The organism is Streptomyces sp. RLA012 (assembly GCF_056270325.1).
In genome coordinates this window covers 4,611,315-4,625,660 of the sequence record NZ_JBWDPA010000002.1, presented here as the reverse complement: position 1 = coordinate 4,625,660, position 14,346 = coordinate 4,611,315, and the positions used below count along the sequence as shown (strand labels likewise).

Below are 14,346 nucleotides of genomic sequence, written 5' to 3'. Positions count from 1 at the left end.
GCCCGCTCTTGCTCCAGAACGCACCGCTCCGCTTTCGCTACCCTTGGCGACAAAGCGCAGGTAAAGCAGGTGTTTCCACTGCGTTTAGCCCAGAAATCCGGTCGGCCTTTGCGGATTTCACCGGGCGGATCGGGCAGGCCCGGGGAGTGGGGTCAGGGGCAGGCCTGAGGAGTGGGGTCAGGGGCGGGGTCAGGGGTGGAGCCAGGGACGGGGCCGAGACGAGGACCCGGTGGGTGTGATCGGTGACCAACTCGTGATCGTCAGGGCCACAACGCCCTGATCAGTGCATTCCTTGCCAGTGATCACTGGCGGCGTGTGTGTACTCCGTGAAAGCCGATTACCGACGGGTACCCAAAGGGCCCGGTCCGGCATACCCTGCGGCTCATGACGGACTCGCAGGCCCCGGAAACGACCGGCACGGACCAGCTGGAGAAGACCGGCACGGTCACCACCGGTACCAACCCTCTCGCCCCCGCCCCCGTGGGCGCCCGCACCGCTGCCGACGTGGTCACGCCCGAGCTGGTCGCACAGCTCACCAAGGGTGTGGCCGGCTCCGGGCGGACCGCCAACCACACCCCGTTCACCGGCGAGAAGCTGGCCGACCTGCCCGAGTCCACCCCCGAGGACGTACAGGAGGCCTTCGAGCGGGCCCGCAGGGCGCAGGTCGCCTGGGGCGCCACGCCCGTACGGCAGCGTGCCGCCGTCCTGCTCCGCTTCCACGACCTGGTGCTCGCCCGTCAGGCCGAGGTGCTGGACCTCATCCAGCTGGAGACGGGCAAGGCCCGGCTGCACGCGCACGAAGAGGTCCAGGCCGTCGTCGTGGCCGCCCGCCACTACGGCAGGAAGGCCCCCGCCTACCTCCGCCCCAAGCGGCACGCCGGCGCCATGCCCACCCTCACCAAGGTCACCGAACTGCGTCACCCGCGCGGTGTCGTGGGCCAGATCGCGCCCTGGAACTACCCCCTCGAACTCTCCGTGGGTGACGCGCTCCCGGCCTTCGTCGCGGGCAACGCGGTCGTGATGAAGCCGGACACCGAGACCTGCCTCACCGCCCTGTGGGCGCGCGACCTGCTCATCGAGGCCGGGCTGCCCGCCGAGGTCTTCCAGGTGGTCATCGGGGACGGTCCGGTCGTCGGGCCCGAGGTCGTCAGGCACGCCGACTACGTCTCCTTCACCGGGTCGACGCGGACCGGCCGCGAGGTCGCCCAGGGCGCCGCCGCCCGGCTCGTGGGGGTCTCCCTCGAACTCGGCGGCAAGAACGCGATGGTGGTCCTGGAGGACGCCGACATCGACAAGGCCGCCGCGGGCGCCGTGCGCGCCTGTTTCTCCTCCGCCGGGCAGCTCTGCATCTCCATCGAGCGGCTGTACGTCCACGAGTCCGTCGCCGACGCGTTCAGGGAGCGTTTCGCCGCCCGGACCAGGGCGATGCGGCTCGGCACGTCCCTCGCGTACGGCGCCGACATGGGCTCGCTGGTGGGGGAGCGCCAGCTGGAGACCGTGACCCGGCACGTGGACGAGGCGGTCGCGAAGGGCGCCGAGGTCGTCGCGGGTGGCGTCGCCCGCCCGGACATCGGCCCCTACTTCTACGAGCCCACCATCCTCGACGGCGTCGGGGCGCCGATGGCCGTCTGCAACGAGGAGACCTTCGGGCCCGTCGTCTCCCTCTACCGCTTCAAGACCGAGGACGAGGTCGTCGAGCTCGCGAACGCCACACCGTACGGCCTCAACTCGTCCGTCTGGACGAAGGACGGGCGGCGCGGACGCGCGGTCGCGGCGCGGCTGCGCACCGGCACGGTGAACATCAACGAGGGGTACGCGCCCGCGTACGGCAGCGTCCAGTCGCCGATGGGCGGCATGAAGGACTCCGGCCTCGGCCGCCGGCACGGCTCCGAGGGCATCCTCAAGTACACCGAGGCGCAGACCGTCGCCCAGCAGCGGCTGCTGCCGATGGCGCCGTCGCTCGGCATGGACGACGAGAAGTACGCGGAGTTCATGAGCCGGAGCCTCAGGGTCATGAAGGCGCTCCGGCTCCGCTAGCGCCCCTTGAGGGGGCGGGGCGCTGACAATTCGCGGCTCCGCCGCAGGGGCGCGAGCAACCACGGACGGCCCGCAGCGAGGAGAACACGTGTCACAGGAGAAGACTGCCCAACCGTCGGTGGGCGACCCGTACGACTACGACGTCATCGTCGTCGGCTCCGGCTTCGGCGGGTCGGTCACGGCCCTGCGGCTCACCGAAAAGGGCTACCGCGTCGGAGTGCTGGAAGCGGGCCGCCGCTTCACCCGCGACACGCTGCCCAAGAACTCCTGGGACATCAAGAACTATCTGTGGGCGCCGGCGTTCGGCATGTACGGCATCCAGCGCATCCATCTGCTGGGCAACGTCATGGTGCTGGCGGGCGCCGGAGTCGGCGGCGGCTCCCTGAACTACGCCAACACCCTCTACGTACCGCCGAAGGCGTTCTTCGACGACCCGCAGTGGAAGGACATCACCGACTGGGAGGGGGAGTTGAAGCCGTACTACGACCAGGCCCGACGGATGCTCGGCGTGCGGCTCAACCCGACCATGACCCCGTCCGACGTCCATCTCAAGGCGGCCGCCCAGCGGATGGGCGTCGGCGACACCTTCCACATGGCGCCGGTGGGCGTCTTCTTCGGCGACGGGCAGGACGCGGACGGCACGGCGAAGGCCGGGCCCGGCGGCGAGGTGGCGGACCCCTACTTCGGCGGCGCCGGACCCGCCCGCAAGGCCTGCACCGAGTGCGGCGAGTGCATGACCGGCTGCCGGCACGGCGCGAAGAACACCCTCAACGAGAACTATCTCCACCTGGCCGAGAAGGCGGGCGCGGTCGTGCACCCGATGACGACCGTCGTGTCCGTCACCGACGACTCGCGGGGCGGGTACGCCGTCGCCACCCTGCCCACGGACGAGCGGCGCCGGGGCGAAGGGCGGATGTTCAAGGCCCGCCGGGTCGTCATCGCCGCCGGTACGTACGGCACGCAGACGCTGCTGCACCGCATGAAGGCGGGCGGACAGCTGCCCCACCTCTCCCCGAGGCTGGGCGAGCTGACCCGCACCAACTCGGAGGCGCTGGTGGGCGCGCAGACCGACGACCGCCGCTACCGCAAGGCGCACGGCACGCCCAAGGCCGACTTCACCCGGGGCGTCGCCATCACCTCCTCGATCCACCCGGACGAGAACACCCATGTCGAGCCCGTCCGCTACGGCAGGGGCTCGAACGCGATGGGCGGTCTGTCCATCCTCCAGGTCCCCTACGCGGAGGGCTCGTCGAGGGTGGCGGGATGGCTGGCGAACGCGGCGCGGCACCCGCTGCTCGTACTGCGCTCGCTCTCCAACCGCCGCTGGTCCGAGCGGACCATCATCGGTCTGGTGATGCAGTCGCTGGACAATTCACTGACGACGTATCTGAAGCCGAAGGGCGCGGGCAAGGGCCTGCTGACGGCCCGCCAGGGACACGGGGCACCCAATCCCAAGCAGATCAGGGCCGCGTCGGAGGCCGCGTCCGCCGTCGCCGCGGAGATCAACGGCTTCGCGGGCAGCAACGTCGGCGAGCTGATGGGAACGCCGCTCACCGCGCACTTCCTGGGCGGCTGCCCGATCGGCGACTCGCGGGAGACCGGCGTGATCGACCCGTACCACCGGCTGTACGGCCACCCGGGCATCTCGGTGGTCGACGGCGCGGCCGTCTCCGCCAACCTCGGCGTCAATCCGTCGCTCACCATCACCGCACAGGCCGAGCGCGCGATGTCGTACTGGCCCAACAAGGGCGAGGCGGACCCGCGTCCGGCGCCGGGAGTGGCGTACGAACGCCTCAAGCCGGTGGAGCCGTGCAGTCCGGCGGTACCGGCGGACGCCTTCGGCGCGCTGAAGCTGCCGTTCCTGGGAATGCCGACGGTGCCGCCGAAGGCGTGAGAAAGACCTGAAGACACAAAGAAGGACCTGTGCCCCCCTCCGAGCCCAGGTCCTTCTTCTCTTACGAGGCGTGCCGCCCAGGCGGTCCGCTGCCTACCACTACCGCTTACGCGGTCGCGTCACCCGACTTGCGGCGCCGCACCACGAACACCGCACCCGCACCGGCGACGACGGCGATCCCGCCGACGAGTGCGATGGTGGGCAGGGCCGAGGAGGAACCGGTCGAGGCGAGGCTGCCGGTGGCCGGGATCTCGTCGGCGCCGCCCTGCGGCTCCTTGCCGCCGGAGGGCTTGTCGCCGCCCTTGCCCGGCTTGGCCTCGCCCGGGTTCTCGTTGGTGCTGCCGGCCTTGAGGATGGTGAGCTCGTAGTACGCGAAGGAGCTGTGGACACAGTCCTTCTCCTTGTCCACGTAGCCACCCAGGCCGAGGGCGTAGCCGTCCCCGGCCGGAGCCTGCGCGCTGATGTTGACGCGGAGCTTGATGGCGACCTTCTGCTTGGCGCCGAGCGTGGTCTCACCGAAGTAGACGCCGTTGCCGACCTCGTCGGCGATGGACTCCCACGCCTTGGAGGTGGGGTTGAAGTACTCAAGCTGGGCGTAGGTGCTCAGCCAGTCGTTCTCGTTCTCGCTCTCGGAGAAGTTGTCGACCGCGGCGAGCCACTGGACCTGACCGAGGTCTTGGTCGCTGTGGTTGGCGGCGGTCAGGCTGAAGTTGTGCCAGCCGCTGCCCGCGACGATCTTGCCCGGCAGACCGGAAACGGCCAGCGACAGCTGGGAGTCGGGGTCCACGCCGTCGTCGTCGACGGGGCAGTCGCTCGGAACGGCCGTCGGCGACGCGGAGTCGGTCGGCGTGGCGGAGGCGGAGGCCGAAGGCGTGCTCGACCCGCTGGCGCTCGCGCTGGCGCTCGCACTGCCACTCGGAGCCGGAGCGGACCCGCTCGGGGACTGGGAGGCAGGGGCGCTCGACGCGGGAGCGGAGTCGCTCGGGGACGCGGACGCCGACCCGCTCGGCGACTGGGACGCACTCACGATCGGCGAGGGACTGCCGTCCGCCGCGAACGCGGCCGGCGCCGAAAGCAGCGCCAGTGGGGCTATTGCTGCCGTCGCGGCCGCAACGGCCATGGCACGGCGAAGCTTCATGAAGACCTCGGAAAGTCCGGTGCACCGCTGTCTCGCGGTGCGCGTTTGGGTGAGGCCTCCGCGTGTGGGGCGCGGGTGTGGCCGTTGATTCTGCAGGTGTGACCGGCGAAACCTGTGAAAGGTTGTGCCTCCATTCACAGAATTCTTATGTGGGCTGGCTCACACATGGATGCGACTTGTGCACGGCCTTTCGATCGGCTTAGAACTGACCCTCGTGTCTGACAAACAGCCCGAAGGGGCGGGGGAGCCGGGGGAGTTCGGGCAACCGTCCCTCCCCGATGACGTGTGGGAGCGGTTCGCCCGCGACACCGAACGCGACATTCGCGGCTCGGCCCCGAAGGAGCCGTCCGCCCGGGCGCGCATGGTGACCGAGCGCCTGCGGCAGAACGACGCCGCGGGCGCCCAGCCGGAAGGCTGGCGAACCGGCCCCGCATGGCGGGAGATGGACGGGCGCGCGAGCCGTCGCCGTCGGCTGTGGGCGATCATCGGCCTGCCCGTCGTGGTCGCGGTGGCGCTGGTGGCCGTCAAGCCGTCGCTGCTGCCCGGCGATCCCTTCGACGCGTCGTCCGGTACGTCGTCCAGCGCGTCGTCGGACCGGGGCAAGGCCGCCGCCACACTGCCCGCCGAAACCGCACCGCCGACCGCTGCCCCCTCCAGCGTCGCGCCCGACACCCCCACACTCGACAGGCCGTTCGCCGGATCCCCCGCCGAACGCTGGGCGGACGGGGCGGCCGGCATCGTCGTACCGAAGGCCACACAGATCGGTACGTTCACCCGGTCCCAGGTGGCCGCGGCCCTGACGCGGACGAAAACCCTGCTCGTCGGCGCGAACCTCGCCCCGGGTACCCTGCGCGGCGAGCGCCCCGAGAGCGCGATCGCCGTCCTCGACCCGAAGCAGCCCCGCATGCTCGACGACGTGAACAGCTGGCTGCGCGCACCGAGCAAGGAGCACGATCCGCTGATGCTCTTCAGCCGGTTCGACCCGGACGAGGTGCGGCCGGCCGGGGACGTGGTCAAGACCCGTGGCCGGATGACGTTCAAGGCCGGTGCGCACGCGTCCGTCGCCATCCACGCGGACTACACCTTCGTCTATCCCCTGGCCCCGGCCGGCAAGGCGTCGAGCGGGGGCTCGACCGATGTGGCCCGCACCATCGTGCGCCGCGTCCTCGACCTGGAGGTTCTCGACCCGAGCAAGTACCGGGCCACGCCCGACAGACTGTCGATCATCCGGTTCGACCAGGACTTCGGCAATACCGCCTGCGATGTCTACGACGGTTTCCTGCACCCGCAGTTCCCGTCGACCGCCCCGACCGGTGCGGCTCCGACGGGGCCCACGACCGACCCGTACGACCGGAGCCGTGACATCGCGCACTCCGACACCGAGTCGTGCGGCACGGTGTCGCGCACCTGAGCGGGGGCGCCAGGCGTGCGAAGGGCCCCGCGGGACGGAAACCGCGGGGCCCTTCTTCGTCAGCACCGACGTCAGGGCATCGTCGATGCCAGGGGAGCGGCGCCGGGGGTTGCGCCGCGGGTCTGAGGTGACCGCCGGTCGTGCACCCCGGGCGCGCGCAGGGCGTGTGGGGGGCGTGTGCGGGACGGGTACATGGTTCGACCATGGGCGGTCAGGCTGTACGGAACGGATTCGGGCGTCTGCCATGGGACTTGGAAACGCGGGACTCAGGGGACTCGGGAGGCTCAAGGGACTCGGGAGGCTCAGGGGACTCGGAGGGCCAGGAGCATTCGGGGACTCGGGACTGTTCTCGCGTCATGCCGGGTCGGGCGGGCGGCGGCCTCCGCAAGCGCGCTGGACCACCCTTGACCTGAACGGATTCCGCCGGACGGCCCCGGGCGTCCCCGGAGCCGGCCGTTCTCTTGAGTGACCGGGCTGCTGTCCCCTGCCGTCCGGTCACCACCCTGGGGCGAGGTCCCACGACGTACGGCACGATCCGATCCGTACGTCTCATCGCCCCAGCGGAGCCACGCGTGGTTCTTTCGGGCCCGCCCCTGGCTGGCACGGACACCGGGACCAACGAAGCCCGCGCCGCCCCGGTCACGCGCCGTACGGGTGAGAGAGCACGCGTATGTGCGCACACCGGATGCCGGATTTGGGCCTGGTTCATTCCGGTTCCGCGCGGGTTCAGGCGTGATTCGTACGGGATTTGTGCGGGGTTGGCGCCGTGTTCAGATGCGACCGCGGCACAGCTCCAGCAGCGTCATGGCCAGCGAGGTGCCGGGCTTGCCCAGCGCGTCGCTGTAGTGGCTGAGGATCTCCATCTCGCGGGAGAGGTTCACACGGCGGCCGCCGGACTCGATCCGGGCCTTCTGGATCACTGCCGAGACGGCCATCCGTTCCTGGACGAGGCCGATGATCCGGTCGTCCAGGGCGTCGATGCGTTCGCGGGCGCCGGTGATCACATCGACGGCCTCGTCGGTACGGGCGCCGGTCTTGTCGAGTACGTCGGCCATGGTGGGGCTCCTCTGTTGCGTGGAAGGAGTGCCCCGGAGCGGCAGGGCCCGGAAACGGCAGACGCCCCGGGCCTTGTCGGCCCGGGGCGCCTGGGAAGTCGCTTGTCAGTTGCTCAAGCAGCACGACCATGGCAGCCGGTGGGCCGGTTGCCATAGGTAAACACGTAGGTCGTGTGCGTAAGCATGGGAGCAGTATGCCCGGCGACGCGGCAGGGGTCCAAGCCGGTTCGGATACTGAGACCCGTCCACCCCCGAGGTGTCCGGCCGCCCGCCGGCATTCTCGGCCCGTCCGGCGTTCGAGGACGAGAAAGGTCCCCCCAACCCCACTGAAGGCAGCCCCACGCCCACCCCCGGTAGACTTGACCCCCCACACCCCTTGCTCACCGCCGGAAGGCAAACCGTGCCAGAAGCGTCCCCCGCCGCCCCCGACACCGTCCTGGTCGTCGACTTCGGTGCGCAGTACGCCCAGCTCATCGCCCGTCGCGTCCGCGAGGCCCGGGTCTACAGCGAGATCGTGCCGAGCACCATGCCGGTCCAGGAGATGCTCGCCAAGAACCCGGCGGCGATCATCCTCTCCGGCGGCCCCTCGTCGGTGTACGCCGAGGGCGCCCCCCGCCTCGACCGAGCGATCTTCGAGTCCGGCGTCCCCGTCTTCGGCATGTGCTACGGCTTCCAGCTGATGGCGACGACCCTCGGCGGCACGGTCGACAACACCGGCGCCCGCGAGTACGGCCGTACGCCCCTGCATGTCGCGCAGTCGGGGTCTCGCTCCACCCTTTTCGAGGGCACCCCGGACGAGCAGTCGGTGTGGATGTCGCACGGTGACGCGTGCAGCGCCGCCCCCGAGGGCTTCACGGTCACGGCGTCCACGGACGTCGTCCCGGTCGCGGCCTTCGAGAACGACGAGAAGAAGCTGTACGGCGTCCAGCACCACCCGGAGGTCATGCACTCCACGCACGGCCAGCAGGTCCTGGAGCACTTCCTGTACCGCGGCGCGGGCCTCACCCCGTCCTGGACGACCGGCAACGTCATCGACGAGCAGGTCGCGCTGATCCGCGAGCAGGTCGGCGACAGGCGCGCCATCTGCGGTCTGTCCGGCGGCGTGGACTCCGCCGTCGCCGCCGCCCTTGTGCAGAAGGCCATCGGCTCCCAGCTGACCTGCGTGTACGTCGACCACGGCCTGATGCGCAAGGGCGAGACCGAGCAGGTCGAGAAGGACTTCGTGGCCGCGACCGGCGTACAGCTGAAGGTCGTGGACGCGCAGGAGCGCTTCCTCACCGCGCTCAAGGGTGTCTCGGACCCGGAAGAGAAGCGGAAGATCATCGGCCGGGAGTTCATCCGGGTCTTCGAGCAGGCCCAGGCGGAGATCATCGCCGAGGCCGCGGAGGGCGAGGACGTCGCCTTCCTCGTCCAGGGCACGCTCTACCCGGACGTGGTCGAGTCCGGCGGCGGCACCGGCACGGCCAACATCAAGTCCCACCACAACGTGGGCGGCCTCCCCGAGGACCTGGAGTTCGAGCTCGTCGAACCGCTGCGCAAGCTGTTCAAGGACGAGGTGCGGATGGTCGGACAGGAGCTCGGCCTCCCCGACGAGATCGTCCAGCGCCAGCCCTTCCCGGGCCCCGGTCTCGGCATCCGGATCGTCGGCGAGGTGACGAAGGAGCGGCTCGACCTGCTCCGTGAGGCCGACGCCATCGCCCGCGAGGAGCTCACCGCGGCCGGCCTGGACCGCGACATCTGGCAGTGCCCGGTGGTCCTGCTCGCCGACGTCCGCAGCGTGGGCGTCCAGGGCGACGGCCGTACGTACGGCCACCCGATCGTGCTGCGCCCCGTCTCGTCCGAGGACGCGATGACCGCCGACTGGTCCCGCCTCCCGTACGAGGTCCTCGCCAAGATCTCGACCCGCATCACGAACGAGGTCGCGGACGTCAACCGGGTCGTCCTCGACGTGACGAGCAAGCCCCCGGGCACGATCGAGTGGGAGTAGTCCCGAAGCTCACGGTGCTCATTCGCGCCCATCCGTGGTCATCCGTGGTCATCCGCGTTCATCGGCGCCTGAGAGTCCGTACCGGGTCTCCGGGCCGCCAGATCCGGACGACCAGATAGGTGTCGTCCTCGACGGAGGTCCGTACGACCTCCGTCAGCTCGGTGCGGAAGAGGTGGAACGGCTCCGGCGGTTCCACCTCTTTCCCGTACGCGGCCCTGGCCGCCCCGTCGTCGACCTCGACGGCCCGTCCACTGATCCGTAGATCCCCGCCACCCATCTCCGTGCCCGGCCCCGGGTTCGCCTGGAGCGCGAAGCGTGGGTCGCGGCGCAGATCGAGCGCCTTGAGCGAGTCGGGCATCATGCCGAACCACAGCTCACCGCGGAGAAAACGCACCTCAAGGCCGGTGGTCCGGGGCGAACCGTCCTTGCGGAGGGTCGCGAGCACATGGTGGGTGAAGGCCCCGAAGCGCTCTTCGGCCAGCTTGGCGAATTCGGGTTCGGCGGCGGCGAAGTCCGCCCAGCGCGCATGCCGCGCATCGTCGGTTGGGCTCATAGGGCTCATAGGGCTCATACGGGCAAGTCTGACCCCGATATCCGACATCTTCTGTCCGGTATTTCGGGCCGTTCCCGCCGAGCCCCGGCCACGGACCACCGGACGTAACGGTTGCGCACTCTCTTCACGGAACGGCCCTGTTCTCCTGCGCCCGCCGGAGGTACCTTCCGCTCCGTACCGAACACGCCAGTGCTGGAGGACCTATGCACGGGCCCACACCGCCCCTGCCCCTGCCCACCGACCAGCTGCAGTTCGCCATGCCGCCGATGTACGACTCACCGGACGACGAGCGACGCCACCGCAAGGAACGGCTGGCCGGGGCGCTGCGGATCTTCGGGCGGCTCGGCTTCGAGGACGGGGTCTCCGGACACATCACCGCGCGCGACCCCGAGTACAGCAACTGCTTCTGGGTGAACCCCTTCGGGATGCCGTTCAAGCACGTCACCGTGAGCGACCTCGTCATGGCCAACCAGGACGGACAGGTGATCGAGGGCCGCTACCACGTCAACCAGGCGGCGTTCACCGTGCACGCCCAGGTCCACGCCGCCCGCCCCGACGTGGTGGCCGTCGCCCACTGCCACTCCGTGCACGGCCGCGCCCTCTCCGCCCTCGGTGACCTGCTCGACCCGATCAGCCAGGAGAGCTGCGCCTTCTACGAGGACCACGCGCTGTACGACTCGTACACCGGTGTCGCCGTGGACGCCGAGGAGGGCCGCCGGATCGCCGCCGCGCTCGGCACCCGCAAGGCGCTCGTGCTGCGCAACCACGGGCTGTTGACCGTCGGCGACTCGGTGGACGCGGCGGCCTGGTGGTTCCTGTCGATGGAACGCTCCAGCCAGGTCCAGCTGACCGCGCGGGCCGCGGGCCGCCCGATCCTCATCGACCACAAGCACGCGGTCGCGACCCGGGAGCAGCTCGGCGGCGACCTGGTGGCGTGGATCAACTACCAGCCGTTGTGGCAGGACATCAGCCGCAGTGAGTCGGACCTCCTGAGCTGAAACCCTGGAGTGCGACCGTCAAAAATCCCGGAGTACGGCGGCCTTGGTCGCCGCGAACTCCTCGTCCGTGAGTACGCCGTCGCGGTGCAGCTCGCCCAGTTCCCGCAGCCGGCGCAGCAGTACGTCGTGATGGTCGGCCTGAGCCGGGACCGGCACCGATCCCGAACCTGATCCCGAACCTGATCCCGAACCTGATCCCGAACCTGGTCCCGATCCCGAGCCCGGCTCCGGTGCCTCCGGTGCGGCGGCGAGGCGTGGGGCCCCGTCGGCAAGCTCGCCCGCCCGGACGGACGGATGCGGCAGCCGGGCGGTCACCGCGGCGGCGACGAGCGCCGTCAGCAGATCGCGGCGGGCGCTGCCCCACAGGTCGAGGGCGAACGGGTCCTTCTCGGGCGGCAGTTTGGAGAACACGGTCTCGCGCGTCACGAACCGCAGGAACCCGTCCTCGTACCCGGAGTTGGGCAGCCACTCCACTTGCACCAGGTCCCCGACGGCGATGATCCGCGGACCGGTCGCGCGCTTGACCCGGTCGGAGGTGTCCGCCCAGTCGATGCGCACCTGAGCGCCGTCGAAGGAGACCGTGCCGTCGCTGGACCGGACGGACACGGGCACCGGCGGCCCCGCGAGGAGATACGCCTTCGCCGGCTCCTTGGGGATCTGGTCCAGGAGTAGGGCGTGCCGGATCTCCTCGGCGACGTACTCGGCCACCCCGGAACGGTCGATGTCGACCACCAGCCGGTACGGATCCGCCGCGTCGGGCAGCCGGCCACCGGTCGCCTGGAGCAGCGGATCGGCGCCCTCGCGAAGCCTGAGACGCAGTCTGCCGCGCTTGCGCTCGGGTTCGTAGACGATGCCCGCAACCGCCTCCAGGGGAACGGCGATCTCTCCGTACGTCTGCCGGAACAAGGGCACGGAGCGGTGGAGTCCCGGCGTGATCCGGACCGTGCTGCCGTCGAAGGCCCAGGTCCCGTCGCGCTGGATGATCTCGGCCATGGGGAAATTCTCGCAGCCGGGTCAACACGGGGTCGGGTGCTTCACCCGCGCTGACCAGACCTGCCCGACGCGAGGACTGTTTCGTACGACACAATGCCCTGTCATCGCAAGGCAGTTGCAAGGCTTGCGAGGCAGCTCTCGGCGCGGGGAAGGCGGCAGCGGGCGTGGCGGTGCAGGAGGCGAGACACGGCGCGGAGCGCGGTGGCGGGCTCGGCGCGGGACAGGGAGTGGTGCACGCGGGCGGCTGCACCTGCGGGGACTGCCCGCACGGGGCACGCGAGGGGCACCGGCGGGCCGTCGCCGCGTTCCTCGCCAAACGCGACGAGTTGGCGTCCGGGCAGGGCCTGCCCGCCGCCGTCGCGCACTCGGCGTCCGCGTCCCGGCAGTGGGTCTCCGACGAACTCACCCAGTCCGCGGACCTCGTCGCCGAGCGCGGGCGCGTCGACGGCGAGGCATGGCTGGGACGACTGTGGCGGCGCACGGCGTACGCGGTGTGGGGAGCCGTCCTGGCACTGCTTCTGGTGCAGGCGCTCACGGCGATCGGCGCGGGCTGGACGGCGGCGCGCACGGCGGGCCTGCTGGCCGCGCTGGTGGTGGCGGGCGGGCTGACGGGCGCGGGCTATCTGCACCGGGCGCGCGGCGGCGCCCTCGCGCCGGTCATCGGCGAGGACAACCGCCTCTCCACCTCACGGGCGATGGCGGCCGGCTGGGTCCTGTTCGTGGTCTACGCCGTACTCGTCCTCGTGGGCCAACTGGCGGCGGCCTCCGCCCACGGCAAGCGCGACGACCTGATCGCCGGCCTCGAACTCGCCCGCGGCGCCGGTGTGGTGACCGTCGTCGCCGTCGTCTGCGCGATCGCGGTACTGGTACGGCGAGTGGTGGGCCTGCGGGTTCTCGGGCAACGCCTGCAGAAGGTACGCGCGGACCGGCCGCGCGCCGCCGACCTCCTCACGGACGACTCCGGCCGGGGCAGCTTCGCCGACATCCAGTACGTCGTCATCGGCGCCGTCGCCCTGATTTTCGCGGCGGTACGGCTCGCCAGGCGCCCGGAACAGCTTCCCGACCTCCCCTGGGGCCTGGCGGTGCTGGTCCTCGTCTCGGCGGCCACCTACCTCGCCGGGAAGTACGCCGAGGGCGGGCGCCCCGTCGTCCTCTCCGTCGTCCGCTCCCGTGAGGCGGGCGACCTCGACGCGCCGATCCGCACCGGCGACGACATCGAGATCCGGGGCGCCTGTTTCGTCCCGCCCGGCGCCCAGACGGCGGACCGGCTGTCCCGCATGGTCGTCCGCATCGGTGCGGTGCATGTTCATGTTCCCCTGGTGCCGGTACCCGGCGGTTTCAGCAACCCCACGGACGCGGTCCTGACCGTGCCCGTTCCGGTGGACGTGGAGCCGGGCCGGGTGGAGGTCCAGGTGGTGACGGCCGCCGGCGTCGAAACGAACCGCTGCGTGATCGAGGTAACGGACTGACCCTGGCGCGCACCGCCCGGGGGTGGGGCTGGTCCATTCAGCCCGTCCGGCGTTTGAGGACGAGGCCGTTCAGGCCGAAGCGGGGGTCTGGGGGCGGCAGCCCCCAGGTTGGGGATGATGGGGGTCCCCCCTGCTCGAGCGAAGCCGAGAGCTTGGGGGAGGGCAGGGGCGGCGGGGGCGAAAAAAACTGGGTGCGACAGTTGAGCGGAGACCCGTAGTCGTACGTATGGTCTGTTGAGGGGTCAACGGCACGCGGGCGAAAGGCGGCGGAGCGATGACTCACGGTATGCGGACGGACACCCAAAGCCCCTACCTGGACGGCGGCGGACGAGGCTGGCGGGACACCGCGAGCCGCTACGCCCTCTTGCCCCTGCGCGTCTTCCTCGGTGTCACCTTCATCTACGCCGGCCTCGACAAGCTCACCGACAGCGCCTTCCTGTCCGATTCCGGCTCCGGCTCGGTCGGCGACCTGATGCGCACGGTGCGCGACTCCTCGGCGATCCCCGCCCTGGTCGACCTCTCCCTGAAGAGCCCCGTCGGCTTCGGCTACGCCATCGCCTTCGGCGAGCTGGCCGTGGGCATCGGTACCCTGATCGGCCTACTGGCCCGCCTCGCGGCGCTCGGCGGCGCGCTCATCTCCCTCAGCCTGTGGCTGACCGTGAGCTGGGCCTCCGACCCGTACTACTACGGAAACGACCTCGCCTACCTCATGGCCTGGCTGCCCCTGGTCCTCGCGGGCGCCTCGGTGTTCTCCGTGGACGCGGCCTTGCGCGCAAGGCGCGGCCAACGGGCCGGGGACTTGCGCTACTAG

At 70.7% G+C, this 14,346-nt stretch carries 12 protein-coding genes; 8 read left to right on the top strand and 4 right to left on the bottom strand.

Translation table 11 applies throughout. The annotated features are described in order from the left end of the window. The first annotated feature begins 384 nt into the window (after positions 1-384). Positions 385-2,037: a succinic semialdehyde dehydrogenase gene (locus RV986_RS20880; RefSeq protein ID WP_475918875.1), complete on the top strand. Its 1,653-nt coding sequence runs from the start codon at positions 385-387 to the stop codon at positions 2,035-2,037. Positions 2,038-2,125: 88 nt separating this feature from the next. Next, complete coding sequence (locus tag RV986_RS20875; protein WP_475918874.1) at positions 2,126-3,931, top strand: GMC family oxidoreductase N-terminal domain-containing protein; 1,806 nt, start codon at positions 2,126-2,128, stop codon at positions 3,929-3,931. A 106-nt stretch (positions 3,932-4,037) separates the two neighbouring features. Here RV986_RS20875 and RV986_RS20870 read toward each other — a convergent pair whose 3' ends face one another. After that, complete coding sequence (locus tag RV986_RS20870; protein WP_475918873.1) at positions 4,038-4,718, bottom strand: LPXTG cell wall anchor domain-containing protein; 681 nt, start codon at positions 4,716-4,718, stop codon at positions 4,038-4,040. Positions 4,719-4,779: 61 nt separating this feature from the next. Here RV986_RS20870 and RV986_RS20865 point away from each other — a divergent pair, with 61 nt between their 5' ends. Together RV986_RS20865 and RV986_RS20860 are read left to right on the top strand one after the other, a co-directional pair. After that, a complete protein-coding gene (locus RV986_RS20865; RefSeq protein WP_475918872.1) occupies positions 4,780-5,157 on the top strand; it encodes a hypothetical protein in 378 nt (125 codons plus the stop codon). Positions 5,158-5,283: 126 nt separating this feature from the next. Continuing rightward, positions 5,284-6,480, top strand: a complete 1,197-nt coding sequence (locus RV986_RS20860) for a hypothetical protein (RefSeq protein ID WP_475918871.1) — start codon at positions 5,284-5,286, stop codon at positions 6,478-6,480. A gap of 770 nt (positions 6,481-7,250) precedes the next feature. Here RV986_RS20860 and RV986_RS20855 read toward each other — a convergent pair. Continuing rightward, a complete protein-coding gene (locus tag RV986_RS20855) occupies positions 7,251-7,580 on the bottom strand; it encodes a chorismate mutase (protein ID WP_475924359.1) in 330 nt (109 codons plus the stop codon). A gap of 355 nt (positions 7,581-7,935) precedes the next feature. On the opposite strand from RV986_RS20855, the gene guaA reads away from it, so the two are divergent. Further along, a complete protein-coding gene (gene guaA, locus RV986_RS20850) occupies positions 7,936-9,522 on the top strand; it encodes a glutamine-hydrolyzing GMP synthase (RefSeq protein ID WP_475918870.1) in 1,587 nt (528 codons plus the stop codon). 58 nt (positions 9,523-9,580) lie between these two features. On the opposite strand, the gene RV986_RS20845 is transcribed toward guaA, so the two are convergent. Beyond that, positions 9,581-10,075, bottom strand: coding sequence for a pyridoxamine 5'-phosphate oxidase family protein (locus RV986_RS20845; protein WP_475918869.1), 495 nt, complete (start codon positions 10,073-10,075; stop codon positions 9,581-9,583). 203 nt (positions 10,076-10,278) lie between these two features. Between RV986_RS20845 and RV986_RS20840 the strand changes: the two genes are divergently transcribed. Continuing rightward, positions 10,279-11,073: a class II aldolase/adducin family protein gene (locus RV986_RS20840; RefSeq protein ID WP_475918868.1), complete on the top strand. Its 795-nt coding sequence runs from the start codon at positions 10,279-10,281 to the stop codon at positions 11,071-11,073. Between the two features lie 18 nt (positions 11,074-11,091). Here RV986_RS20840 and RV986_RS20835 read toward each other — a convergent pair whose 3' ends face one another. Further along, positions 11,092-12,066 (bottom strand): DUF4429 domain-containing protein, encoded by a 975-nt coding sequence (locus RV986_RS20835; protein WP_475918867.1) that lies wholly within the window; start codon positions 12,064-12,066, stop codon positions 11,092-11,094. Positions 12,067-12,230: 164 nt separating this feature from the next. Here RV986_RS20835 and RV986_RS20830 point away from each other — a divergent pair, with 164 nt between their 5' ends. Together RV986_RS20830 and RV986_RS20825 are read left to right on the top strand one after the other, a co-directional pair. After that, on the top strand, positions 12,231-13,535 hold the full coding sequence (locus RV986_RS20830; RefSeq protein ID WP_475918866.1) for a hypothetical protein: 1,305 nt from the start codon (positions 12,231-12,233) through the stop codon (positions 13,533-13,535). A 274-nt stretch (positions 13,536-13,809) separates the two neighbouring features. Then, positions 13,810-14,346, top strand: coding sequence for a DoxX family protein (locus RV986_RS20825; RefSeq protein WP_475918865.1), 537 nt, complete (start codon positions 13,810-13,812; stop codon positions 14,344-14,346).